Origin of the sequence: Bradyrhizobium erythrophlei (assembly GCF_900129505.1) — a bacterium.
Lineage (GTDB): Bacteria > Pseudomonadota > Alphaproteobacteria > Rhizobiales > Xanthobacteraceae > Bradyrhizobium > Bradyrhizobium erythrophlei_D.
The window spans coordinates 5,833,073-5,856,718 of record NZ_LT670818.1 but is presented as its reverse complement, the minus strand read 5'-3'; the positions used below and the strand labels follow the sequence as shown (position 1 = coordinate 5,856,718).

Sequence of the window (23,646 nt, the reverse complement as noted above, 5' to 3'; positions counted from 1 at the left end):
CACCGCCGCCCCGGAAACGACGTGACGCTGCCCCGAGAAGCGGCTATGGGAGGCCGCGTCGGCCGCGCCTTCGGAAGCTCGAGCCTGCGCGGAGCCCCTCATCGGCCGGATATGCCTGAAACGCTGATTGCCCCTTTTTCCCGTTGGATCTTGGCCTGCGCCGCGCTCATCGGCGTGAGTGCGCTGAGCGTCGACGCCTCCGCACAGTTGAATCCGCCGGGTCCGCCGCAACCTCCGCAAGCTGTGCCGGCAGCACCCGGCGCGGCCCCGGTCAATCCGGTGTGCCCGCGGCTGGAAGCGCAATTGGCGACCATCGACCGCGGCGGCGCCGGCGATCCGGCCAAGGACGATCAAATCCGCCGCTACCAGGATGCCGCTACCAAGCAGCAGGCCGAACTTGATCGGGTCACGCAACAGGCCAGGCGGATGGGCTGCGACAGTTCCGGCTTTTTCTCGCTGTTCTCCGGCCAGTCGGCGCAATGCGGTCCTGTCAACAATCAGATCCAGCAGATGCGGGCCAATCTCGAACAGATCACGACGAGCCTGGAACGGCTGCGCAGCGGCGGCCTCGGCGGCGCCGATCGCGAAAACCAGCGCCGCTCGGTGCTGACCGCGCTGGCGCAGAACAATTGCGGTCCCCAATACGCCAACGCCGCGCGCGGCCCAGGCAACTTCCTGGACAATCTGTTCGGCAACAACAACAACAGCAATCCGAATGTACCCGGCGCCGATCTCGGTCCGCAGTCCGGCACCTTCCGCACCGTTTGCGTCCGCTCCTGCGACGGCGCTTATTTTCCGATCTCGTTCGCGACGGTCCCGGCCCGCTTTCCCGACGACGACAGGACCTGCAAGGCGCTCTGCCCGGCGGCGGAGGCCTCGCTCTACGCCTATCGCAACCCGGGCGAGGACATGAACCAGGCCGTGTCGATCAGCGGCCAACCCTATAGCGCGTTACCCAACGCCTTTCGTTTCCGCCAGGAATTCAACCCGTCCTGCTCCTGCAAGGCCACCGGACAGACCTGGTCGGACGCGCTGAAGAACATCGACGACAAGGCCGCCGCCGAACAGCAGGGCGACATCATCGTCACCGAAGACAGCGCGAAGAAGATGTCGCGGCCGCCGACGACGAAGGGCGCGGCGGCAAATTCGAAGAAGGGCACGACAGGCGCCACCGCCATCGTGCCGGCCACGCCTGCGCCGGACTCCTCGGCGCCTGCGACCGCCTCAACCGGTGCGACCAGCGACAAACAGATCCGGTCGGTCGGCCCGACCTTCATCCCCCCGCGCTAGCACCCGTTTTCAGGATCGCGTTCTCTACCCCTCGAACGCTTCGGCCGATCCACTCCGCGCGCGCGACAGCAGCGTGTCGTCCGGTTCAGGCAACGGCTTGCCGGAATCGCGGAAGCGGTTGGTAATGGGATAGCGGCGGTCGCGCCCGAAATTCCGGGTCGTCACCTTGACGCCGGGTGCAGCCTGGCGCCGCTTGTATTCGGCGATATTGAGCAGGCGATCGATGCGCGCCACCACCTCGCGGTCGAAACCTGCATCCACGATAGCGGCCAGCGGCTCCTCGCGCTCGACCAGCCGCTCCAGGATGGCATCGAGCATGTCGTAGGGCGGCAGCGAATCCTGGTCGGTCTGGTTTTCGCGCAATTCCGCGGTCGGCGGCCGGGTGATGATATTGACCGGGATGACTTCACCGGATGGACCGAGCGCACCATCCGGCTTCCATGAATTGCGCAAGGTGGAGAGCCGGAACACCTCGGTCTTGTAGATATCCTTGATCGGATTGAAGCCGCCGTTCATGTCGCCATAGAGCGTGGCGTAGCCCACCGACATTTCCGACTTGTTGCCGGTGGTGACCACCATCGCGCCGGTCTTGTTGGAGATCGCCATCAGCAGCGTGCCGCGCGCGCGGGCCTGCAGATTCTCCTCGGTGATGTCGCGCGGCAGGCCTGCGAACGTCTTCGACAGGATTTCCTCGAAGCCGTTGACGGCGGCGGCGATCGGCAGCACTTCGTAGCGGATGCCGAGCGCCTCGGCGAGCCTCGCTGCATCATCGAGCGAAACCTGTGCGGTAAAACGAAACGGCAGCATCACGCCGCGCACCCGCTCCGCCCCCAGCGCGTCGACCGCGATCGCCGCGCACAACGCGGAGTCGATGCCGCCGGACACCCCGAGCAATACGCCCGGAAATCCGTTCTTGCCGACATAATCGCGCAGGCCCAGCACGCAGGCCGCATAGTCGCCCTGGTCGCCTTCGAGGACCGAGGCCACCGGTCCGGCGCAGTGCCAACCGCTTTCGCCCTTGCGCCAGTGCAGCGTCGTGATGTTCTCGGCAAAGGCCGGGAGTTGCGCCGCCACCGACAGATCGGCGTTCAGCGCGAACGATGCGCCGTCGAACACCAGTTCATCCTGACCGCCGACCTCGTTCAGATAGATCAGCGGCAGTCCGCTTTCGGTGACGCGGGCGACCGCGATCGACAGCCGCACATCGTTCTTGTCACGCGCGTAAGGCGAGCCGTTCGGCACCACAAGGATTTCCGCACCGGTCTCGGCGAGGCATTCGACGACGTTTTCGTAGTCTTCCGACTCCTCCAGCCAGATATCCTCGCAGATCGGCACCCCGACCCGGACGCCGCGGACAGTAACGGGACCCGCGGCAGGGCCGCGCGCGAACAGGCGCTTTTCGTCGAACACGCCGTAATTCGGCAGATTGGCCTTGTAGCGAATGGCGGCGATGCGGCCCCCGTCGAGCAACGCGACGGCATTGTAGAGCTTGCCGTCCTCGACCCAGGGACTGCCGATCAGCACGGCCGGGCCACCGTCGGCGGTCTCGCGCGCCAGTTCCTCGATGGCGGCCCGGCAGGCCGCCTGGAACGCCGGTTTCAGCACCAGGTCTTCCGGCGGATAGCCGGCGATGAACAATTCGGGAAAGACTAGGAGATCGGCGCCCTCGATCCGCGCCTGTGCGCGCGCGGCGCGCGCCTTGGCGGCGTTGCCGGTGACATCGCCCACCGTCGGGTTCAACTGGGCCAGCGTGATGGCAAACTGATCGGCTCGTTCGGTCATGGAGCGAGTCTTATCCTCATAATGAGCAAATCAAATATAGCATGTCCCCGCGGCCTTCACCAGATGCCGACGAGAAGGCCAAACTACAAACGCATGCTTCAGAGCGCGCCCATGCGTTCGGCGATGGCAAACAGCCAGAACAGCGCGGCCATCACCAGCGTCACGCCGACCGCCGCGGAGCCCATGTCCTTGACCCGGCCGATCTGCGGATCATGGTCGGTGGTCAGCCGGTCGGCCAGCTTCTCGATCGCGGTGTTGAGCAATTCGACGATCAGGACCAGAACCACCGCCGCGACCAGCTCGACGCGACGCATCATGGTCGCCCCGCACAGCCATGCCAGCGGCAGCGCCAGCGCAAGTGCTGCGATCTCCTCGCGAATGGCCTGTTCCGAGCGAATCGCAAAGGCAAGCCCGTTGCGCGTATTGATGGTGGCTCGCCAGAACCGCAGCAATTCTAAAGGCCCGCCGCGGCCGGCATCGGCTTGACCTTGCCGACACGCTCCTGCTTGAGCAATTCGGCGATCAGGAACGCCATGTCGATCGACTGCTCGGCATTGAGCCGGGGATCGCAGACCGTGTGATAACGGTCGTTGAGATCCTCATCGGTGATGGCGCGTGCGCCGCCGATGCATTCGGTCACGTCCTGGCCGGTCATTTCCAGATGCACGCCGCCGGCATGGGTGCCTTCGGCCGCATGGACGGTGAAGAACGACTTCACCTCGGACAGCACCCGGTCGAACGGCCTCGTCTTGTACCCGCTGGTCGAGGTGATGGTGTTGCCGTGCATCGGATCGCACGACCAGACCACCACCCGCCCCTCGCGCTTGACGGCGCGGATGAGCCCCGGCAAGTGATCGGCGATCTTGTCGGAACCAAAGCGGTTGATCAGCGTCAGCCGTCCGGGCTCATTGTCCGGATTGAGCACGTCGATCAGTTTGAGCAGTTCATCCGGCTTCAGCGACGGACCGCATTTCAATCCGATCGGATTCTTGATGCCGCGGAAATATTCGACATGGCCGTGATCGAGCTGGCGGGTACGATCGCCGATCCAGATCATGTGCCCCGAGGTCGCGTACCAGTCGCCGGTCGTGGAATCGACCCGCGTGAAGGCCTGCTCGTAGCCGAGCAGCAACGCCTCATGGCTGGTATAGAAGTCGGTGGCGCGGAGTTCGGGATGGCTTTCGAGGTCGAGGCCGCAGGCCTGCATGAAGTTAAGCGCGTCCGAGATGCGGTCGGCCAATTCCTTGTAGCGCCGCGACTGCGGGGAATCCTTGAGGAAGCCAAGCATCCATTGATGAACGCTGCCAAGGTTCGCAAAACCGCCGGTGGCGAACGCGCGCAGCAGGTTGAGCGTCGCCGCCGACTGCCGGTAGGCCATCAGCTGGCGCTGCGGATCGGGGATGCGCGCAGCCGCCGTGAACGCGATATCGTTGACGATATCGCCGCGGTAGCTCGGCAGCTCGACGCCATCGATCTTTTCGATCGACGAGGAGCGCGGTTTTGCAAATTGTCCGGCGATGCGACCGACCTTCACCACCGGCACCGCGCCAGCATAGGTCAGGACCACCGCCATCTGCAGCAGTACGCGGAAGAAATCCCGGATATTGTTGGCGCCGTGCTCGGCAAAGCTCTCGGCGCAGTCACCTCCCTGCAGCAAGAAGGCCTGGCCCGTGGCAACCCGCCCCAGCGCCTTTTTCAGGTTGCGGGCCTCGCCCGCGAAAACCAGCGGAGGAAATGTGGCAAGCTGCGCCTCGACATCAGCCAATGCCTTGGCATCGGGATAGTCGGGGATCTGCAGCACCGGCTTGGTACGCCAGCTGTCGGGTGTCCACCGCTCGGACATGACGTCAACTCCTCAAGCAAAAACCGCTACTTATCCAAAGTAGCGGAGCCGCGTTATACACACGCAAACCACGGACCGCCAGTTGGAAATCCGCAAACCCGGACAAGCCCTTGCGGCAATAGCCGAATTCGCATTTGCTGGGAAGATCGAAGGCACGAGGCAAGAAGCGGTGGCAGAGGCTGCGCTGGGCGACGTTTTCACCGATGACATCACCTTTCCGCGGCGGACGGATATCTGCTGACGGCGAGCCTGTTCTTGCCGCGCGGCGCGAAGCGGCATGCCGTCCTGATCAACTCGGCGACCGCGGTGCCGCGCAAGATCTACCGCGGCTTTGCCGGCTATCTGGCGCGCCGGGGCTGCGCGGTCCTGACGTATGACTACCGCGGCATCGGCGATTCCAGGCAACGGGCGATGGTCGGCTACAACCAGGCCAAATCGCTGGTCGGCTTCAAGGCCTCGATGGCGGACTGGGCCGCGCTCGACATCACGGCGGCGGTCGCCTGGATGCGCGAGCGCTACCACAATCTGCCGCTCAACTATGTCGGCCATTCCTTCGGCGGCCAAGCGCTGGGACTGCTGGCCAACAACACCGAGGTGTCGCGCGCGCTGTTGATCGCAGCGCAAGCCGCCTACTGGAAGCTCATGACCTCGCCGGAGCGTTATCGCGTTTATGCCCTGCTGAATTTCGTTCTCCTCCCCCTCACCCGGCTGAGGGGGTATGCGCCGGCCTGGAGCGGCCTCGGCGAGGACCTGCCGAAGGGCGTGGTCGAGCAATGGGTGCGCTGGGTCATGAGCGAACGCTATCTGTTTGACGATCCGAACCTTCCCGCCCTGTCGAATTTTGCAAACTACAAGGGAGCGATGCGCGCGCTGTGCCTGTCCGACGATCCCTGGGCGACGCGGCCGGCGGTCGGACTCCTGTGTTCGGGATTTACCGCGATCGAACCGGAAATCCTGACCATCACGCCGGCCGACGCAGGCGTCGCTGCAATCGGCCATCTCGGTTTTTTCCGCCCCGAGCATCGCGACACGCTATGGCGAGGTGCTGCCGAATGGATTCAGACGGCGGCATAGTGTCGTCCTTCCCGTCGTGATGCGCCTGAGGTTTAGCCGCCACCGCTGCCCTTCTCCGGCAAGTCAGGGAAGCTTACTCATTTGGCCGAGCTGAGCCGCGAAAGCTGTTGCGGTTGAAAGCGACGGCGATTGTAAACGACTTCACAGTACAAGCTCAAAGTCGTCTGGTATCCTTCAATTCTTTTTCCTCGGTTCTTCCGCACGTGCCAACAGGAGGAGTACGAAGATGAAGACGTTTTTTGCAATGAAGCTCCAACTATTGTTCGTAATTGCATTCACTGCGGTTTTTGCCAGAACCGCGCATGCCGACGTGATCATGGACTGGAATGCGAAGGGCGATGCAATTGCCGCGGAAAAGCAGGTCGTGCCCGCGCAGCAAAGCCGCGCAATGTCAATGCTTCACGTTGCCATGTTCGAAGCAGTGAACGCGATAGAACGAAGATATGCACCATACAAGCTAACGCTCGCCGCGGATCGCTCCACTTCCAAGGAAGCGGCCGCGGCTACGGCTGCCCATGACGTTCTCCTTACGATTTATCCGGATCAGAAAGCGATGCTTGATGCAGCACTTTCGGCTTCGCTTTCCGGCATTCCAGAGAGTGACGGAAAGGCGAAAGGAATTGCGCTGGGGAAAGAAGCCGCTGACGGCGTGATCGCGTTTCGCGCAAGCGACGGCGCCGCCGCACAGGAGATTTACCGCCCTTACACGAAGGCCGGCGTCTACGTGCCGACCATCATACCCCTCGCGTCCACAACTGGAGCCTCAACGCCTTGGGTTATGTCATCGGGCTCGCAATTCCGTCCGGGCCCGCCCCCCGCACTGGATTCCGAGACGTGGACCCGAGACGTCAACGAAATTCGTGAAATTGGTAGTCGCACCAGCACCGTTCGAACGGCAGAGCAGACGACGATTGGACGATTCTGGTTCCTGGTGGGACCTCGCACTTACAATCCAATCGTCCGACAAGCCGCGATGGCCAAGAACATGGATGTGGTAGATTGCGCTCGCCTCTTCGCACTTACCTCGATCGCCGGCAATGATGCTCTCGTCGCGGTGTTCGATGCGAAATATCAGTACAACTTCTGGCGGCCGATTACGGCAATACGCAACGCGGATATTACGCAGAATGCGGCGACCCCGCGGGAAGAATCGTGGTTGCCGCTGGGCGATACTCCGATGCATCCAGAGTATCCGTGCGCGCATTGCATCACTTCCGCTGCGATCTCGACGGTACTTCGGAACATCGTCGGCGACGAGTTCGGGGAGTTTTCGCTCACCAGCCCGACCGCACCGGGCGTCGTGCGCAAATGGACCCGGCTCCAGGACTACAGCGACGAGGTTGCCAATGCGCGTATCTATGCCGGGTTTCATTACCGCTTCTCGACGGAGGTGGGCAAGGATATGGGCAGGAAGATCGGCGAGTTGACAGTTGCGTCGCAGCTCCACGGCCTGGAAGCATTGGCAGATCCGAAGCGCTGATGTCTGCGTCTCGCCCTTCGCTGTACCTTCGTCGTCATCTGTCGCGTCCGCTTCGGTCTATGGGCTTGGCGGATTTCTGCGGTTATGTGACCCTTTTCGGATCACCCGCGACGTCCGGCCTGAGTCCGGATTGCGCATCAAACCGGACTTCGGCCGACCATTCCAAATTCATGGGTTCACGCCCCTGGTAACCGGAATCGTCGTTGCGGATGGCGGCTTCGTGTGCGACGCTCTGTAGCGTTACAAGAAGGCCGAAAATCGCAAGGTAGCAAAACATGGACGACAGCCTGCCCGAACTGGGTGACCTCGAAAGAGAGGTAATGCAACTGGTTTGGGCCGATGGTCCGGTGACGGCAGAGGCCGTGCGCGAGCGGCTCTCCCGCCGTCTCAAGGAATCGACCGTCCGGACCGTGCTGCGAAGGCTGGAAGACAAGGGCTACACAACTCACACCGTGGACGGACGCACCTACGTCTACCATGCGGCCGAGCCACGCGGGCGCGTCGCGGCAAAAGCCGTTCAACGCATCGTCGATTGGTTCTGTAACGGTTCGATCGAAGAGGTTCTGGTCGGCATGGTGGATACGGCGATGCTCGACCAACGCCAGTTGCGGATGCTTGCCGACCAGGTTGCGAAGGCCAAGGCGAAGGGAGGGAGAAAATGATACTGGCGATTCTGGCGGACTCGGCGCTGCGCTCCCTGATTCTCGGAAGCGTCGTGTGGATTGGCTTGAATCTTCTTCGCGTACGAAATCCACACGTGCATATGACATCCTGGGTCATGGTGCTGGTGGCGTCGCTGTCGATGCCGCTGCGGATGCATTGGACCACCGTGAGCGTCACCGTGGACGCCTTGCCGCTGCCGACGCCGGAAGCCCTGTGGTCTGCCGCAAGCCCGCTGCCGGAACAGCTGAGCCCGTCGCTCCCATCGGATCTCACAATGCCGGTCGCGGCTCGCGTGAATTACGCCGTCGTCAATTGGCTGGCTGTCGCAACCGCGATCTACGTGACTGTTGCCGGCCTGTTGCTGCTGCGACTGGCGACCGGCATCTATCTGACCTGGCGTCTGGTACGCGCCGCACGGCCGATGAGCGAACCATGGACCACCGACTGGAGCGTGCGCGTGAGCCACGTTATCGCCGGTCCGGTCACGTTCGGATCAACCATCCTGCTTCCTCCGCAATGTGTCGATTGGGATTTGCCGAAGCGCCGGGCCGTGCTGGCGCATGAGGGTGCCCACGTCGCCAATCGCGATTTCTACATCCTGCTGCTCGCCTCGCTCAATCGTGCGGTGTTCTGGTTCAGCCCCTTCGCGTGGTGGCACCTGAGCCGGTTGGCGGAGCTTGCCGAGATCATCAGCGACGCCTTTGCGCTCGAAGTTCTGGAAGACAGGTTGTCTTACGCCGAGATTCTCCTCGATCTCGTGCAGCACGTTCGGCGGGCGCCGGCGGGACTGGAAATGGCGAGGGCGGGTACGGTAGGGGCGCGCGTGGAGCGCATTCTCGCTACAGCCACCGCCCCTGCGAAGCTGGGCTGGCCGAAGCGGATCTGGACGGCGGCGGCCATCCTGCCGGTGGTCGTCATCTCCGCCGGCAGCATCACCTACACCATTTCAGCGGTATCGCCGCTGGCCATCGAGGGTGCGCAAGACGCGACGACGGCGCGCAAGCCCCAGCACGTATCCTTCTATTCACTGGACCGCGCATCGATCTTCGCTATTTTCCGCGAAGACGACGATGTGTTCGGACAACTCAGCGGGCAGCGGAAAGTCCGATTGGCGGCGGCGGGCGATGGGGCCTATTCCTATCCGGCGGCGGCCGGCCAGATCACCCTCGCCATCGGCAGCGAACGCCAGCCGTCCGAACTGACGATGAACCAGAACGGTCGCGACCTGCGCGCCGCGCGGATCGCCGAAATGTCGTGGGACGGCATCGAGGCCGACGCGCGGCTGCTCGATTCCTATGTCGGCTGGTACCAATTGACGCCGGGCCGCGTGCTTAACGTCACCCGCGACGGTGAACGGCTCTATGTCCAGGAGACCGGACGACCGAAACTCGAGGTCAAGCCGCGCAGCGCCGACGCCTTCACCGGCGAGCACGATGACCTCGCGATCTTCCTGCGCGATGGTCAGGCAAGGGTGACGCAGGTTCTGCTTCACGAGCCGGTGTTCGGAGCCCGGCTCGCGCCGCGGGTCGGCACTGCCAAAGCAAAAGCGATCGAGGAGGAGTTCGCGCGGCGAATTTCAGAAGTCCCGGATCGGTTTAGAGAACAAACCCCGCTGCCGGGCAGCAAAGAAGCTATCCTGCGAGGGATCGAGGACCTGCGCCAGGGCACTCCGAACTATGACCGGATGAGCGCGGCGCTGGGGACGAAAATCCGCCGCCAGGCGGCTGAACTGCAGGCCATGTTCAACGCGCTCGGCGCGGTGGAGTCGATCTTCTTTCGCGGAGTCGGCCCCGGCGGTTACGACTTCTACGGCGTGAAGTTCGCGAATGGCACAGCGGAGTTTCGGCTGTTGCTGGGGGCGGATGGCAAGGCCGACGATGTCATCTTCCGGGCAGACGGCAATGATGCGGCCGGCGGAATTGTCGGCTGTTCCGAAGAGCAGGCGTTGAAATCCCGAGCCGGCACCGCGCCGATCCACCTGTTGTTTTACAACGCGACCGGAACGGGCATCCAGCTCTACAAGCTCGACGCCGAGGGAAAACGCATGGCCCAGGGCACGATCGGCGAGAACACGTCGTCCTCGATCCTGACCTCCGTCGACGATCCCTGGGTTGTCGCCGACACGTCGGGAAAATGCCTCGAGATCGTACTGCCCGGAGAGCGCACGCGCTATCATACGGTCGAGGCGGCAGATGGTCACCCCGGGCATCCCCCGCCGCGGCGCACGGCTCCCCTCGCCGAAAGCGAAGACGTGCTGCGCCAGTACATCGAGGCGCTGGGCCGCGGTGAACCGAATTACGATCGCATGACCCCCGAAGTGGCCACGCAGACGCGCCAGCAGCTTCCCTTCAACCGGGCCATCCTGAGCCGGCTTGGCGCGCTGCGCGCCGTGTCGTTTCGGGGTGTATCGGCCATGGGCAGCGACATCTACATGGCACACTTCGTCAACGGTACGGCGGAATGGCGGATTGCCCTGGTCAAGGACGGCGCGATCGGACGAATTGCGCTCGGTCCGCAGTAAAGCTCCGCGGCGATTAATCGGTACTTGCATCGAAGATCCCTGAATGCTACAGTTCGTAGCACTACGGTATGTAGCAAATTTCAGAAGTTCGGCGCGGCACGAGCTTCCTGATCCTTCGGAGCGTTGCGATGAGCGGTTCCGCAAAGGCCGAAGCAGTGCTGGCCCTCCACCGGTTTGGGATGGGGCCGCGCCCGGGATCAATTGCCGCGATCGAGGCGGACCCGCGCGGGGCGTTGATCGCCGAACTCGAGCGGCCCTCCGCAGGCCAACTCGCGGCATCCGCGTTACCTTCGAGTTCCAAGGCCTTCCGCACGGTTGCCGATGCGAACGCGAAGCGGCAAGCCAAGGCGAACATCGCCGCCCGCGAGCAGAAGGAAGCGAAAAAACAGCAGATGCAGGATGCACCCTCGATGCAGGAGGCAACCGAGCAAGCGTCTGGTGCGATGGCGGCAAAGATCGCCGCCGAAGCCGTCCCTGATCCGGGGCGGCCGATCTATCTCGAAGAGGCGAGGATTCGCATCGACGCCGCGCTGGGCACCGACATCGGATTTGCCGAGCGACTGGTCTGGTTCTGGTCCAACCATTTCTGCATCTCGGCCGACAAGATTCAAAGCATGTCCGGGGCCTATGAGCGCGAGGCCATTCGTCCCCATGTGCTCGGCCGGTTCACGGATATGCTGCTGGCGGTCGAAGGCCATCCGGCCATGCTGTTCTATCTCGACAACCTTGGTTCGATGGGAGCCGATTCGATTGCCGGCATCAACCGCGCCCGCGGCCTCAACGAGAACCTCGCGCGCGAGACCCTGGAGCTGCACACGCTGGGGGTACGGAGCGGCTACACCCAGGACGACGTCATCAGCTTCGCCAACGTGCTCACCGGATGGACGCTGCTGCCGGCCGGCGACAATCCCGAGCATGGGGGCGAATTCACGTTCAATCCCCGTTTGCACGAGCCCGGCCCGCAGAAGCTGATGGGAAAGGTCTACGAGGACGAAGGCGTGGAGCAAGGACGCGCCGTGCTCCGCGATCTGGCCGCGCATCCTTCGACTGCCGCGCATTTGGCCGACAAGCTGGCGCGCTACTTCGTTGCCGATACCCCTCCCCCGCCGCTGGTGGAGCGGATGGCAAAGGTTTTCCTCGATACCAACGGCGACCTCAAGGAGACCGCCAAGGCCATGGTCTCGTCCGACGAATCCTGGGCGCAGCCGCCCGGCAAACTCAAGCGGCCGAGCGAATGGGTCATCGGCATGGTGCGCGCCACCGGCGTCATGCAGGCGGATCCGGCGCGGTTCACGGCGGGACAGGCCCTGCTCGGCGAGCCGCTGTGGCGTCCATCCTCGCCGAAAGGCTATCCGGACGACCAGGCATCCTGGATTGACGGAATGGGACGGCGGCTGGACGTTGCCAATAACTTCGCCGAGCGCGTGTCGGGAAAGGTTGATCCCGAGGAGGTGATCGAGACCGTCCTCGGATCCTCCGTATCTGCCGAGGTGAAGCAGGCCGTGGGCCGCGCCGAGAGCCGCCAGCAGGCGCTCGCACTGTTGTTCATGTCAGCCGAATTCCAGAGGAGGTGAGGATGCCCCTTTACCGCCATTTGCCCAGCCGTCGCGAAGCCCTGCTCGGCGCCGGCGCTCTCTTTGCATGGAGCCAAATGCCCAGGCTGGCGCGCGCCGAGGGCCGCGATCCACGCATGCTCGTCATCGTGCTGAGGGGCGCTCTCGATGGACTGGGTGCGGTTGCGCCTGTCGGCGACCCCGACTGGATCGGCATGCGCGGCGATCGGGCGCTGGTCCTCGACGGCAAAACGCCGGCGTTGCCGCTCGACGGTTTCTTCGCGCTCAATCCCGCGATGCCGAACCTGCACCGCCTCTACAAGAAGGAGCAGGCAACCATCGTGCACGCCACGGCGACGCCCTATCGCGAGCGTTCGCATTTCGATGGCCAGGACGTTCTCGAGAGCGGGATCGCGCGGCCGGGTGCCGTCGAGACCGGCTGGCTCAATCGCGCGCTGGTCGAGCTGGCATCGGAGGGCCGGGTGGATTTGCGCGGCAGCCGCGCCCTTGGCGTGGGCGCGGTTACTCCCCTGGTGGTGCGCGGCAGGGCCCCTGTCATGTCGTGGGTCCCGCAACAACTGCTGCCGGCCAGCGACGACACCCAGGCTCGCCTGCTGGACCTTTATCAGCACACCGATCCCGTGCTTGCGGCAGCGCTCGACGCCCGGATTCGTCTCGCCGCACTTGCACCCTCCGCGGGCATGGGCGCAACCGAGCCGGGCAATACCCCGCTTCCGCCGGCCGGCATCGCGCGCGTGCGCGCCTATTTCGCGGAAGCCTCCGGCGCGGCGGCCCGCTTTCTGGCCAGGCCGGACGGCCCGCGCGTCGGCGCACTGGGTTTCGTCGGCTGGGACACGCACATCAATGAAGGCGCCGCCTCCGGACAGCTCGCCAATCTGCTGGGAGCGCTCGACGGCGCGTTCGCGGCCATTGAGACCAACATGGGCGACGCCTGGCAACAGACGGTGGTCACCGTCATCACGGAGTTTGGACGCACCGCGCGCATCAACGGGACCGACGGAACCGACCATGGTACGGGCACCGTCGCCTTTCTCGCCGGAGGCGCATTGCGGGGCGGACGCGTGGTCGCCGACTGGCCAGGACTGAAGACCGCCCAGCTTTATGAGGGGCGCGATCTCAAGCCGACCACCGATTTGCGTGCGGTGCTCAAGGGTCTGCTCAGGGATCACCTGAGGGCCGAGGAGCGCGCGCTCGTAAGCAACGTGTTTCCCGACAGCACCGACGTCACGCCGACGGCCGGGCTGGTCGGTTAGGTAAAGGAGATCAGTCATGAAGCCTCTGGCCGTTATCCTGTCGCTCGCCATCGCGGGCATCGCCCTGTCGTCCGGAGTCACACCTGCGGCAGCCAACAAAATGGATGGCAAATGCTGCGCGTCGTCCGATGGAGGGCGCTCTTATCGATACAGGATGGCGATGTGGCGGGCCACGGGCTCCCACCCCCGCACCTGCGGCAGCTATGCGGCCTCGTGTGTGTTCTGGTCCAACGAGCGCGGATACGGCTTACAGGCGTGCCAGGCAGCGAAGGCGCAATGTGTGTGGACGGGAGTTTATGTTGGACCTTACAGCGGCTGGCGATTCGCCGGCATGCAAAGGATGTAACGGCCCGGCGTCTCGTCGTTGGCCCGGAGGTGGATTGGCGTGTCGATTCTTACAGCGCGCGAACTCGAATTTCTCGCCAGCCTGAGGACAAGCTGGAGCAGGCTCTATTGGAACGAGCTCGCGCGCCTCCTGGAAGAGGATCACACCCCCTGCGACCCCCGGCACGAAACCCCTCCCGCCACCTCGCAACCCGGACGCACAAAGGGTTTCATTCGAACCTAGTACCGCTGCACGGTGAATTTGACGGGTTGAATACTGGATCAAAGTAGCTCGGGAAGCTGCTGAGGATCAACGAGGAGTTCGATACTGCGGGCGACCCTCGGCTGCCGTCTGATGAAACCTGCCCGTTCGAGCGTCAGCACCATCTGATGAACGGATGGTGGGCTGACGCGAAAATATTCTTGCATGTCGGCTTCCGCCGGCGGCCTGCGATGCAGCCGCGTGTAGAGGTGGATAAACGCCAGATACTGCCCTTGCTTGGGCGTGAAGTTTTTTGCAGCGGGACTCACGCCGGCCATCCGATTCAGCTGTTCGTCCAAGCCTCACACGAGCGAGGAGGCAGGGATGAATGTACGCTATCGGGTCGAACTGAGCCAAACCGAGCGGGCAGAACTCACAGCGCTTTTGAGTGGCGGCAAGCACGCCGCGCGCAAGCTCAAGCGAGCGCAGATTTTACTGGCTGCCGATGCAGGCGCGAGCGACGAAGCAATCGCCACCGGTGTCGGCGCAAGCGGCTCGACTATCTACCGGACCAAGCGCCGCTTCGTGCTCGGCAACCTGGAGGCGGCGCTGAGCGAGGAGCCGCGCCCCGGAGCGGCCCGCAAGCTCTCAGGGAAGGAGGAAGCCCTGCTGGTTGCGACGGCCTGTTCGAGCCCACCCAAAGGCCGGGCGCGTTGGACCCTGGAACTCCTGGCGGGCGAGTTGGTCAGGCTCACCGAGCACGACGACATCTCCCGAGAGACTGTGCGCCGGCGCCTGGCTGAAAACGACCTCAAGCCCTGGCGCAAGGACATGTGGTGCATTCCGCAGGTCGACGGCGAGTACGTCGCCCGCATGGAGGATGTGCTCGACCTTTATGCCGAACAGCCCGATTCGAAGCGCCCGGTGGTCTGCTTCGACGAGAGCCCAACCCAGCTCATCGGCGAAGTCCGCCAGCCGATCCCAGCCGCGCCGGGCCAACTTGAGCGCTACGATTGTGAGTACAAGCGCAATGGCACGGTCAACCTGTTCATCTTCCTCGACGTGCACCGGCCCTGGCGCAAGGTCAAAGTCACTGACAGCCGCGCTGCGGTCGACTTCGCCGCCTGCATGCGCGAACTCGCCAATGTTCACTTCCCAAAGGCAGAGCGCATCCGGGTCGTGTTGGACAATCTATCGACCCACTCAGTCGGCGCGCTTTACCAAGCCTTCCCGCCGGCCGAGGCGCGACGCATCTTGCGCCGGCTGGAGTTCCACTACGTCCCCAAGCACGCCAGCTGGCTGAATATGGTGGAGATCGAGATTGGCGTGCTGCGCAGTCAGTGTCTGGACAGACGCATCGACAACCGGCAACAACTCGTATCCGAGATCGCCGCCTGGGAGCGGCAGCGCAACGCTTCACGCGCCCGCATCAAATGGATGTTCACAACCGAGAAAGCCCGCGCCAAAATGGGCCGTGCCTATCCCTCGGAAGGCTCTAAAACGCCCTCGCCCAATGAATCATAATCACTGTGCGGTACTACTAGTGGTCCAAATCCGACATTTAGTACCCGGCCCGACCAGCGGTTCAGCGGCCGGAATTGACCTGAAGCGACAATTCAGGACGGCTGTGTTCATGCGGAGATGTCGGAATGAAACTCATCGCATCGATGTGGACGATTGCAATCGCGCTTTGCCTGTTGGGGGCGGCGTTCGCCGATGAACTCACGACATCAGGCGATGCCAAAAGCCTGGGATTCTCGGCTGCGCGTCTGGCGCGGATCGCGCCGTGGTATCAGGCGCGCATCGATTCTTTCTCGCCGTCAGACGGCATTGTACCTGGCGCCGTCGTCACAATCGCAAAGGGCGGCAAGCTCGCCTATTTGCAAGCCATCGGATTTCAGGACCGCGCCAAGACGATTCCGATGAAGACGAATTCCATCTTCTGGATCGCCTCGATGTCCAAGCCAGTGACCAGCGTCGCCGCCATGATCATGGTGGACGACGGCAAGCTCGACCTCGACGCACCCGTCGCGCGGTATCTGCCCGAGCTTGGGGATATGCGGGTCGCGATCGAAAAGACGGACGCGGCGACCGGCAAGACGGAACACGGGCTCGATCTACCAAAACGCCCGATGACGGTTCGCGATCTGTTGCGCCACACCTCCGGCATCGTCTATCCGGAACTGGATTTTGCGTTTCCGGAGCGCGGTCTTGCGGATGCCGCCTCCGAGGCCGGAATTCGGTATGTCCATATGCTTTACAGCTGGGCGGACGCGACCGCATACCGACGCGACACGACGCTGGCGGATTTCGCTTCCGTTCTGGCGCGCTTGCCGCTCGCCCATCAGCCGGGCGAATTCTGGGAATATGGGTTGAGCGCAGACGTCCTTGGCCGGGTCGTCGAAGTGGCCTCCGGCGAGCCTTTGGACCGATTCCTGCAGAACCGCATCTTCACGCCGTTGCAGATGGTCGACACCGGCTTCTATGTGCCGGAAGAGAAGCTCGGCCGCCTCGTCGATTCTCCAATGCCGGAACGGCCGCGGATCTGGGATGTTACGAAGCCGCCGAAACTGTTCTCCGGAGGGGGCGGCCTCGTATCGACCGCGCCCGACTATCTCCGCTTTTGCCAGATGCTTCTGAATGACGGCGAACTCGATGGCGTGCGCCTGCTCACACCGCAGGCGGTGAAGGAGATGACGACGAACGCGCTGCCGCACGATATTCGGATCTTTGGAAACGAGGTTGGCCCCCTCGCTGGAAGAAGCTTTGGACTTGGCTTTGCCATCCGCACCGATCCCGTCTCCAGCTGGACGCCGGGAGCGGTCGGAAGCTTTACTTGGGCTGGGCTCTGGGGCACGTACTTCTGGATTGATCCGGCGGAGAAATTGGTCGGGTTGCAGATGATCCAAGCGGCGCCCGGCAAAGGGCGCGACGCGGTGCCGTTCGCGGGGATCAATCATCTGGCCTATGGCGCATTGACGATTGCCGAGCCGCCCTCTTTCGCCCCGCCGGCAGTGCCGACGATCGTCAGCCCCGAAACGCTCGCCGATTAAGTCGCGACCTATGACTTCGGCGCCTCGGTGAGTTCGCGTGACAGGCAGGGCCTGGCCGACGGCAAAACCGGATGGCTTGGAATCGAGGCGTTCGGCGCCATGGAGCAAGAGGGCCTGAGGATCAACAGGCCGTACCCTGGCGGCCCGGCAACCAAGGCCGGCGTGACGGCGGGCGATCTCATCACTGAACTTGACGACGCGCCGCTCAAAGGCCTCTCGCTCGCCGACGTTTTGGCCAGGCTGCGAGGGCCGGCCAACACGACGATAAAGATGAAAATCGTCCACAAGGGTCAAGACAGCGCAAGCGATCTCAGCGTCGTGAGAGCCGCCCGCCGTGTCAATGCGGTCCAACTTCAGGTTCGCGTCGAGCAAGGCAAGCTCGTCGCAGAAGCGACGGGAGCTTGGCCGATCCTCGAATTCGAGGAAGGCAAGGCGACGCCGCTCGTGGCGACATCAAGCAACGAATTCACCGTAGACGACGAGGATCACACCCGGATCGCTTTCGTCAGGGATGCAGCAGGCAAAGTCTCTGGGCTTATCCTGAATCCCGGGCCTTGGGAGCAGAAAGCGGCGATGATCGCGCCGGGGCCAAAATAGCCTATCCGCCACCGATGCAGCCTATGAAGTCTGCAAGGGGCGCTTTGGCTTGTCGTGCAACCTGGTGGATCACTTTCGGCCCTCGGCAGAAGTGTCGGAGCGTTCGTCCCCATATCTCACCTGGAAGGCGGGCGGTTACGTGCACCCATCGGCAAGCACCAGCCTGCTCGTCGTCGTATCATGACGCACCTTGAACAGGTCTTGAATCTCAGGGTCACCCAGAAATGCTTCTGCCTTTCCGCGTTCCGGGAATTCGATGATGACCAGGCGTTCGGGTTTCCAGTCACCCTCAATTGTCATTGGCTGAACCCCCTGAACGATGTATCTCCCTGAATGTTTTGCGATGAATGCAGGGATTTCGGTGATGTATTTTCTGAAGCCGCCGAAGTCATTCACCGTCAGGTCGAGCACCAGATACGCTTTCATTCCTTGCCTCGCCAACGTTCATCAGACCAATTCGTGGTCCGGAATTGAAGCAGAAGAATAGGACCGTACGCGTCAAAGGCAAACCGCCCGCGGACAAGGAGATTTTCGATGGCGATCCACATCTGCAGCACGTGCGGCACCTCCTATCCCGACGCGCCCGAGCCGCCTTCCGGCTGCGCGATTTGCGAAGATGAACGCCAATTCGTGCCGGCCGGCGGACAGCGTTGGACTACACCGGAACAGCTCGGCAGTGGACACGTCAACGCGTGGCGGCAATTGGAGACCGGCCTGTTCGAAATCCACACCCAACCGCAATTTGGTATCGGCCAGCGCGCGCTGCTGTTGCAGACGGATGACGGCAATGTGCTGTGGGACTGTATCGCCTTGCTCGACGATGCGACCGAGGCGCTCATCCGCGCCCTGGGCGGACTCAAAGCGATCGCCATCTCGCACCCGCACTATTACACCTGCATGCAGGATTGGGCGCGCAGGTTCAGCTGCCCGGTCCATCTGCACGCCGCCGATACCGATTGGGTCATGCGTCCGGATCCCGCGCTACGGCACTGGCAGGGCGAGACGCATACTCTCGCGCAAGGCGTGACGCTGATCCGGCTCGGCGGCCACTTTGCCGGCGGCACCGTGCTGCATTGGGCTGAGGGTGCGGAAGGACGCGGCGCGATTCTGAGCGGCGATATCGTGCAGGTGGCGGCGGACCTCCGCCGGGTCTCGTTCCTGTGGAGCTATCCGAACATGATGCCGCTTTCCGCCTCTACCGTCGGGCGCATGGCCAACGCGCTCGCCGCCTGGAAGTTCGATCGGATCTATGGGGCCTTCCCCGGTCGCCAGGTGAAAAGCGGCGGCGCAGGGGCGGTGGAACAATCGGCCGCGCGTTACCTGGAGCTTCTCGGGGGATACCAGCCGTAACAGGACGATCGCGGTCAGACCCATGGCGCGCACTTTTCGCTCCCTCACCGGGACGCCGGCACTACCGGTTGTTCTGCCGGGTTGCACCGATCATGCGAGCCAGGATGTCATCGAGGATCGGCATCGAGGTCGCGAAGTTCAACCTGACAAACTGCGTGCAATCCGGGTCAAACGTCTCGCCGGCACTGAATCCGATCCGGGCATGATCGAGAAAAAACTGGAAGGCCGAGGTCGAGAGCCCGAGCTTGCTGCAATCGAGCCATGCCAGATACGTCCCCTCCGGGGCATGGAAACGGATTTCCGGCGCTTCCGCCGCGAGCACGTCCCTGACCCTGTTCCGCGCCGTGAGAAGATGTTGCATCACCGCATCAAGCCAGGGCTGGCATTCGCTCCAGGCGGCGACCGTCGCGTCGGCGCCGGCGATATTCGCTGAACCTGTGAGTTTCGACGGGATGCGTTTGTGAAATCGATTGCGCAAATCTTCGGTGCCGAAGGCGATGAGCGCGCAGCGCAGGCCCGGAATATTGAAACTCTTGGTCGCCGAAGTGAGGGTCACGGTGCGGGCGGCGAACTCGGGGCCGAGCGAGGCAAAGGGAATATGCTGGTGCCCCGGATAGACCAGGTCGGAGTGGATCTCGTCGGAGACGACAATGAGATCGCGTTCGACAGCAAATTGGCCCAACGCCGTGAGTTCGTCACGGGAAAACACCCGCCCGGTCGGATTTTGCGGATTGCAGAGCAGAAAGATGCGGGTTTGCCGGTCGACCAGCTTTTCAAGCTCGGTCATGTCAAAGACGTGGCGCGTGCCATCGTCGCGCATCGGCAGCGCAAGCAGCCTGCGTCCCACGCTGTTGATGGCATCGCGGAATGGCGGATAGTTCGGGGTTTGCAGAACCACACCGTCGCCGGGGTCCGAGAAAGCCAGAATCGATGCGCAGGTGCCCTGCACCAGATCCGCCATCGGCAGCACCAGGTCGGGCGAAAGCTCCCATCCGTAGCGAGATTTCATCCGTTCGGCAAAAACCCTGGCGACCAGCCGGTCCGCCCTTTCGCCGTTGCGCAGCGGATAGCCATAGTCGCGATCCCGGACGATCCGCTCGATCGCCGCCTGGATCGGGGCTGCAACGGAAAAATCCATGTCGGCGACAAACGCGGGCAAAACGTCCGGGCCGTATTGATTCCATTTGGCGTTGCGGCGCGCACGCAGGGCGCCCTGACTGAGTTCAAAGCCGATCGTCTCTGTGCTGGTCATGATATTGTGTCGCGGCGCTTTCATGTCGTTTGTTGGAGAGTTCCCGGTAGATGCGGGATCTCCACGATACCATAAACGACGCGCCCAAGCCGCGCGAGTTCGGCATGGCCAGACCACGCCGTCGCCGCGTGTCAGTCAAGCGAAATGCCGCCTCGCGTTGCGTAGTGCTCGGCATAACGGCGGCGCAGATCCATTTTCTGTACCTTTCCCGTCGCCCCATACACCAGCGCTTCGACGAAAACGATGTCATCCGGCGTCCACCATTTCGCGATTCTGCCTTCGAAAAAGGCGTGAATCGATTTTGCCGACGCCGGGCTCGTTACCGTCGGGACGACCACCAGTAGCGGCCGCTCTTCCCATTGCGGATGGGGAATTCCGATGACCGCCGCATCCGCAACCCCCGGACAGCCCGCAACCAGGTTCTCGATGTCGATCGAACTGATCCATTCGCCGCCCGACTTGATCACGTCCTTTGCGCGGTCGGTGAGATGAATGTGACTGTCCTCGTCCATGACGGCGAGGTCGCCGGTATTGAACCATCCGTCCTCCAGCAGCGGCTTTTCGTCGCGAAAATAGCCGCTCGCAATCCAGGGGCCGCGGACCATGAACCGTCCGCTCGACACGCCGTCCCGCGGCATTTCGTTGCCGTTCTCGTCAGCGATCTTGACGTCCACCCCATACATCGGGTGACCCTGTCCGGTCTTGCGCCGCCATTGAGCGTCCTGAGAAAGCCGCGCGGTTTTCCGCGAGGGCCCCGGACATGTTCCGGTCGGACTGGTCTCGGTCATGCCCCACACGTGCTTGACCGAGACGCCCATACGCTCGTAGCCCTCGATCATGCTCGGGGCCGGCGCCGAACCTGCGACCACGATTCGCTTCAGGGAACCTGCGCCACGACCGGCGGCCTCGAAATGCGGAAGCAGCCTGGCATACAGGACCGGCACGCCGCCGGTCACCGTGACCGATTCGGCTTCGATTAGTTCGGCGATGCTCGCCGCATCCATTTTCGGACCGGGCAACACCAGCTTGGCGCCGACCATCGGAGCAGCATGCGTGAATCCCCAGGCGCCGTTTGCATGGAACATCGGCCTCATCGGAAGGATTGTATCCAGCGCGGTGAAGGCGCCCGATGAGGCACCGGCGATCGAAAGGCAATGCAGCACATCCGAGCGGTGCGAATAGAGCACGCCCTTGGGATTGCCAGTAGTGCCCGACGTATAGAAGAGCGACGAGGCCGACAATTCGTCGAATAACGGCCACGCGAAATCTTCATCGCCCTCGCCAAGGAACCCCTCATAGCTGCGGACATTGGGAAGGGATGTCGAAGGCATCGACACACCGTCCGCAAGCAGGACAAAAAGGCGTACCGTCGATAGCTCGCCAGCCAGCCGCTCGATCATTGGAACGAACGCGCTTTCGATGAACAGCACTTTGTCCCCGGCGTGGCCGGCGATGTATGAAATCTGGGCCGGTATCAGCCGCGGATTTATCGCGTGCCATACCGCGCCCATCCCGGTGACCGCATATTCGATTTTCAAAATGGCGATGATTGTTCCAGGCCAGCGTCCCTACCTATCGCCGGCGCGAATCCCGAATTGCCGCAGCGCGTCGGCAAGCTTTCCGGCGCGGCGTGCGGCGTCCCCATAGGTCTCGCGATGTATTGGACCTTCGGCCACGCGTGAAACGATTTCGGTGTCAGCGTGGAATCGCTCTGCATGCCGCAGCAAAGACGACAGCAACAGCGGCTGATTTTGCATCAAGCCTTTCATTGTTCCGCACTCTCTTTCTTTGATTTTGACGTGTTTCATCCCGCCATCTGCAATACAGCCCTCAGGCGTGGTAATCCGAGCTGACGGTTGCATCGAGAATCGTCCCGCGCGCGCCCAGTGCGTTGAAAAGCGGGGTCAGGACCACGACCAGCGCAATGTTGAGGATCACGGTGTAGAGGGCGGCGTAACCCGGGAACACATAGCCGGCGACGTGAAGAGGAAAGGTCGGGGTAAGGTTCACCGCAACCGCCATCGCCGTGCCGACGGCGGTTCCGGCGGCCCAGCCGACCAACAGCGCCCACCCGTTGAACCAGCTCGTATAGGCACCCAGCATCACCGCGGGCAGTATCTGGATGATCCAGATCCCGCCAAGGAGCTGCAGGTAGACGGCATATTGCGTGGGTACGAAGACGATGAACACCAATGCGCCGAACTTAACGATCAGCGACACCCGCTTTGCCATCTGCGCTTCTTGCCTGTCGGTCGGGGTCTTGCGGATGAACTCGCGGTGGATATTGCGCGTGTAAAGGTTCGCGGCCGCGATTGACATGATCGCCGCCGGCACCAAAGCGCCGATACCGATCGCGGCAAAGGCGATGCCGGCAAACCAGGCTGGGAAGCTGTGGAGAAAGAGCGCCGGCACCGCAAAATTGTTGCCGAACCGCCGGAAGCCGTCGGCGTATTCGGGCAGTGTGGCTACTCCGGCGGCAATGGCAAAAAAGCCGAGCAGCGCCAGCAATCCCAGCAGCAATGAATACGCCGGCAGCAGCGCAGCATTCCGACGAACAGCGCCGCCGCTGCTCGCGCTCAGAATTCCCGTCAGCGAATGCGGATAGAGGAAGATGGCGAGCCCCGATCCCAATGCCAGCGTCGCATAGGCGCTGTAGGCGCCCGTCGTATTGGCTCCTGGAGCCGCCAGCAGGATCTTCGCCGACGGCACCGCCGCGAAGATCCTGCCGAAACCACCGAGTTGGATCGGAATGACGATCACCGCGGCGAACGCGGTGACCAGAACGAGGATGTCCTTGACGATCGCAATTGATGCCGGCGCCCGCAGGCCACTCGAATAGGTAAAGGCGGCCAGGATCAGGAAGGCAATGAGGAGCGGCAGATCGGCCGCAACCCCCGTGCCGGAAATACCGAGCGCGCTGATGACGACCTGGAGGCCGCTGAGCTGAAGGGCAATGTAAGGCATCGTCGCCACGATACCGGTGACAGCCACCGCCAAAGCGAGCCAGCGATTGCCGAAGCGGCCACGCACGAAATCGCCCGCCGTGATGTAGTGGTGCCTGTGGCAGACCTGCCAGAGTCGCGGAAACACCAGGAAGAAGACTGGATAGCTGACGATCGTGAAAGGCACCGCGAAGAACGCGATGGCGCCGGCGCCGAAGGCAAGCGCTGGAACGGCAATGAAGGTGTAGGCGGTATAGAGATCGCCGCCCAGGAGAAACCAGGTAATGACGGCGCCGAAACGCCGGCCGCCGAGCCCCCATTCATGCAGCAGGTCGAGATCGCCCCTGCGCCAGTTGGCCGCGACGAAACCCAGCCAGGTAACAAAGCCAAACAGTAGGACGAAGATGGAAAGCGCAGTCCAGTTGACGTCTGACATCATGTTTTCC

20 protein-coding genes and 1 pseudogene are annotated in these 23,646 nt (G+C 62.9%); 12 read left to right on the top strand and 9 right to left on the bottom strand.

The window, feature by feature from the left end; translation table 11 throughout:
* The first annotated feature begins 111 nt into the window (after positions 1-111).
* Positions 112-1,290, top strand: a complete 1,179-nt coding sequence (locus B5525_RS27135) for a DUF2865 domain-containing protein (protein WP_079573835.1) — start codon at positions 112-114, stop codon at positions 1,288-1,290.
* Between the two features lie 24 nt (positions 1,291-1,314).
* On the opposite strand, the gene B5525_RS27130 is transcribed toward B5525_RS27135, so the two are convergent.
* The 3 genes from B5525_RS27130 to B5525_RS27120 all read right to left on the bottom strand — a co-directional run bounded on the left by B5525_RS27130 (position 1,315) and on the right by B5525_RS27120 (position 4,915).
* The gene (locus tag B5525_RS27130; protein WP_079568753.1) at positions 1,315-3,072 is read right to left on the bottom strand and encodes an NAD+ synthase; all 1,758 of its coding nucleotides are present in this window, start codon (positions 3,070-3,072) and stop codon (positions 1,315-1,317) included.
* Between the two features lie 98 nt (positions 3,073-3,170).
* Complete coding sequence (locus B5525_RS27125) at positions 3,171-3,524, bottom strand: diacylglycerol kinase (RefSeq protein WP_079568752.1); 354 nt, start codon at positions 3,522-3,524, stop codon at positions 3,171-3,173.
* A gap of 2 nt (positions 3,525-3,526) precedes the next feature.
* Positions 3,527-4,915: a class II 3-deoxy-7-phosphoheptulonate synthase gene (locus tag B5525_RS27120; RefSeq protein WP_079568751.1), complete on the bottom strand. Its 1,389-nt coding sequence runs from the start codon at positions 4,913-4,915 to the stop codon at positions 3,527-3,529.
* A 169-nt stretch (positions 4,916-5,084) separates the two neighbouring features.
* On the opposite strand from B5525_RS27120, the pseudogene B5525_RS27115 reads away from it, so the two are divergent.
* The 7 genes and pseudogenes from B5525_RS27115 (at position 5,085) to B5525_RS27080 (ending at position 13,826) form a co-directional block, all read left to right on the top strand.
* Positions 5,085-5,989 (top strand): annotated as a pseudogene (locus B5525_RS27115) (alpha/beta fold hydrolase).
* A gap of 226 nt (positions 5,990-6,215) precedes the next feature.
* A complete protein-coding gene (locus B5525_RS27110) occupies positions 6,216-7,469 on the top strand; it encodes a vanadium-dependent haloperoxidase (protein WP_079568750.1) in 1,254 nt (417 codons plus the stop codon).
* Positions 7,470-7,744: 275 nt separating this feature from the next.
* Positions 7,745-8,131 (top strand): BlaI/MecI/CopY family transcriptional regulator, encoded by a 387-nt coding sequence (locus B5525_RS27100; protein ID WP_079568748.1) that lies wholly within the window; start codon positions 7,745-7,747, stop codon positions 8,129-8,131.
* Positions 8,128-10,653 carry a M56 family metallopeptidase gene (locus tag B5525_RS27095; protein WP_244567598.1) on the top strand — a complete coding sequence of 842 codons (2,526 nt, stop codon included), beginning with the start codon at positions 8,128-8,130 and terminating at the stop codon, positions 10,651-10,653. The genes B5525_RS27100 and B5525_RS27095 overlap by 4 nt, the downstream gene beginning before the upstream one ends.
* Before the next feature lie 128 nt (positions 10,654-10,781).
* Entirely contained in the window at positions 10,782-12,227 is a 1,446-nt protein-coding gene (locus B5525_RS27090; RefSeq protein ID WP_079568747.1) for a DUF1800 domain-containing protein, read from the top strand.
* A gap of 2 nt (positions 12,228-12,229) precedes the next feature.
* A complete protein-coding gene (locus tag B5525_RS27085; RefSeq protein WP_079568746.1) occupies positions 12,230-13,480 on the top strand; it encodes a DUF1501 domain-containing protein in 1,251 nt (416 codons plus the stop codon).
* A 16-nt stretch (positions 13,481-13,496) separates the two neighbouring features.
* Positions 13,497-13,826, top strand: coding sequence for a hypothetical protein (locus tag B5525_RS27080; protein WP_079568745.1), 330 nt, complete (start codon positions 13,497-13,499; stop codon positions 13,824-13,826).
* Positions 13,827-14,086: 260 nt separating this feature from the next.
* Here the strand turns inward: B5525_RS27080 and B5525_RS27070 are convergent, their stop codons facing one another.
* Positions 14,087-14,344 (bottom strand): LexA family protein, encoded by a 258-nt coding sequence (locus tag B5525_RS27070; protein ID WP_154073816.1) that lies wholly within the window; start codon positions 14,342-14,344, stop codon positions 14,087-14,089.
* A 46-nt stretch (positions 14,345-14,390) separates the two neighbouring features.
* On the opposite strand from B5525_RS27070, the gene B5525_RS27065 reads away from it, so the two are divergent.
* From B5525_RS27065 to B5525_RS46630, 3 genes are all read left to right on the top strand, one after another.
* On the top strand, positions 14,391-15,530 hold the full coding sequence (locus B5525_RS27065) for an IS630 family transposase (RefSeq protein ID WP_079566206.1): 1,140 nt from the start codon (positions 14,391-14,393) through the stop codon (positions 15,528-15,530).
* Positions 15,531-15,655: 125 nt separating this feature from the next.
* Positions 15,656-17,059, top strand: coding sequence for a serine hydrolase domain-containing protein (locus tag B5525_RS27060; RefSeq protein WP_244567597.1), 1,404 nt, complete (start codon positions 15,656-15,658; stop codon positions 17,057-17,059).
* A 27-nt stretch (positions 17,060-17,086) separates the two neighbouring features.
* A complete protein-coding gene (locus B5525_RS46630; RefSeq protein ID WP_244567596.1) occupies positions 17,087-17,656 on the top strand; it encodes a S41 family peptidase in 570 nt (189 codons plus the stop codon).
* Positions 17,657-17,791: 135 nt separating this feature from the next.
* Here B5525_RS46630 and B5525_RS27055 read toward each other — a convergent pair whose 3' ends face one another.
* Positions 17,792-18,082: a DUF1330 domain-containing protein gene (locus B5525_RS27055; RefSeq protein WP_079568743.1), complete on the bottom strand. Its 291-nt coding sequence runs from the start codon at positions 18,080-18,082 to the stop codon at positions 17,792-17,794.
* A gap of 108 nt (positions 18,083-18,190) precedes the next feature.
* Here B5525_RS27055 and B5525_RS27050 point away from each other — a divergent pair, with 108 nt between their 5' ends.
* Positions 18,191-19,006 (top strand): MBL fold metallo-hydrolase, encoded by an 816-nt coding sequence (locus B5525_RS27050; protein WP_079568742.1) that lies wholly within the window; start codon positions 18,191-18,193, stop codon positions 19,004-19,006.
* 61 nt (positions 19,007-19,067) lie between these two features.
* Here the strand turns inward: B5525_RS27050 and B5525_RS27045 are convergent, their stop codons facing one another.
* The 4 genes from B5525_RS27045 to mctP all read right to left on the bottom strand — a co-directional run bounded on the left by B5525_RS27045 (position 19,068) and on the right by mctP (position 23,636).
* Positions 19,068-20,258: a MalY/PatB family protein gene (locus B5525_RS27045; RefSeq protein WP_079573831.1), complete on the bottom strand. Its 1,191-nt coding sequence runs from the start codon at positions 20,256-20,258 to the stop codon at positions 19,068-19,070.
* Positions 20,259-20,389: 131 nt separating this feature from the next.
* A complete protein-coding gene (locus B5525_RS27040; protein WP_244567595.1) occupies positions 20,390-21,796 on the bottom strand; it encodes an AMP-binding protein in 1,407 nt (468 codons plus the stop codon).
* Between the two features lie 30 nt (positions 21,797-21,826).
* Positions 21,827-22,066 carry a hypothetical protein gene (locus tag B5525_RS46625; protein ID WP_244567594.1) on the bottom strand — a complete coding sequence of 80 codons (240 nt, stop codon included), beginning with the start codon at positions 22,064-22,066 and terminating at the stop codon, positions 21,827-21,829.
* A gap of 22 nt (positions 22,067-22,088) precedes the next feature.
* Complete coding sequence (mctP, locus tag B5525_RS27035; protein WP_079573830.1) at positions 22,089-23,636, bottom strand: monocarboxylate uptake permease MctP; 1,548 nt, start codon at positions 23,634-23,636, stop codon at positions 22,089-22,091.
* Positions 23,637-23,646 lie beyond the last annotated feature (10 nt).

Coding starts and splice junctions, on each gene's coding strand:
- B5525_RS27135 (WP_079573835.1), top strand. CDS start 112: ATGCCTGAAACGCTGATTGCCCCTTTTTCCCGTTGGATCTTGGCCTGC.
- B5525_RS27130 (WP_079568753.1), bottom strand. CDS start 3,072: ATGACCGAACGAGCCGATCAGTTTGCCATCACGCTGGCCCAGTTGAAC.
- B5525_RS27120 (WP_079568751.1), bottom strand. CDS start 4,915: ATGTCCGAGCGGTGGACACCCGACAGCTGGCGTACCAAGCCGGTGCTG.
- B5525_RS27110 (WP_079568750.1), top strand. CDS start 6,216: ATGAAGACGTTTTTTGCAATGAAGCTCCAACTATTGTTCGTAATTGCA.
- B5525_RS27100 (WP_079568748.1), top strand. CDS start 7,745: ATGGACGACAGCCTGCCCGAACTGGGTGACCTCGAAAGAGAGGTAATG.
- B5525_RS27095 (WP_244567598.1), top strand. CDS start 8,128: ATGATACTGGCGATTCTGGCGGACTCGGCGCTGCGCTCCCTGATTCTC.
- B5525_RS27090 (WP_079568747.1), top strand. CDS start 10,782: ATGAGCGGTTCCGCAAAGGCCGAAGCAGTGCTGGCCCTCCACCGGTTT.
- B5525_RS27085 (WP_079568746.1), top strand. CDS start 12,230: ATGCCCCTTTACCGCCATTTGCCCAGCCGTCGCGAAGCCCTGCTCGGC.
- B5525_RS27080 (WP_079568745.1), top strand. CDS start 13,497: ATGAAGCCTCTGGCCGTTATCCTGTCGCTCGCCATCGCGGGCATCGCC.
- B5525_RS27070 (WP_154073816.1), bottom strand. CDS start 14,344: ATGGCCGGCGTGAGTCCCGCTGCAAAAAACTTCACGCCCAAGCAAGGG.
- B5525_RS27065 (WP_079566206.1), top strand. CDS start 14,391: ATGAATGTACGCTATCGGGTCGAACTGAGCCAAACCGAGCGGGCAGAA.
- B5525_RS27060 (WP_244567597.1), top strand. CDS start 15,656: ATGAAACTCATCGCATCGATGTGGACGATTGCAATCGCGCTTTGCCTG.
- B5525_RS27055 (WP_079568743.1), bottom strand. CDS start 18,082: ATGAAAGCGTATCTGGTGCTCGACCTGACGGTGAATGACTTCGGCGGC.
- B5525_RS27050 (WP_079568742.1), top strand. CDS start 18,191: ATGGCGATCCACATCTGCAGCACGTGCGGCACCTCCTATCCCGACGCG.
- B5525_RS27045 (WP_079573831.1), bottom strand. CDS start 20,258: ATGACCAGCACAGAGACGATCGGCTTTGAACTCAGTCAGGGCGCCCTG.
- B5525_RS46625 (WP_244567594.1), bottom strand. CDS start 22,066: ATGAAACACGTCAAAATCAAAGAAAGAGAGTGCGGAACAATGAAAGGC.
- mctP (WP_079573830.1), bottom strand. CDS start 23,636: ATGTCAGACGTCAACTGGACTGCGCTTTCCATCTTCGTCCTACTGTTT.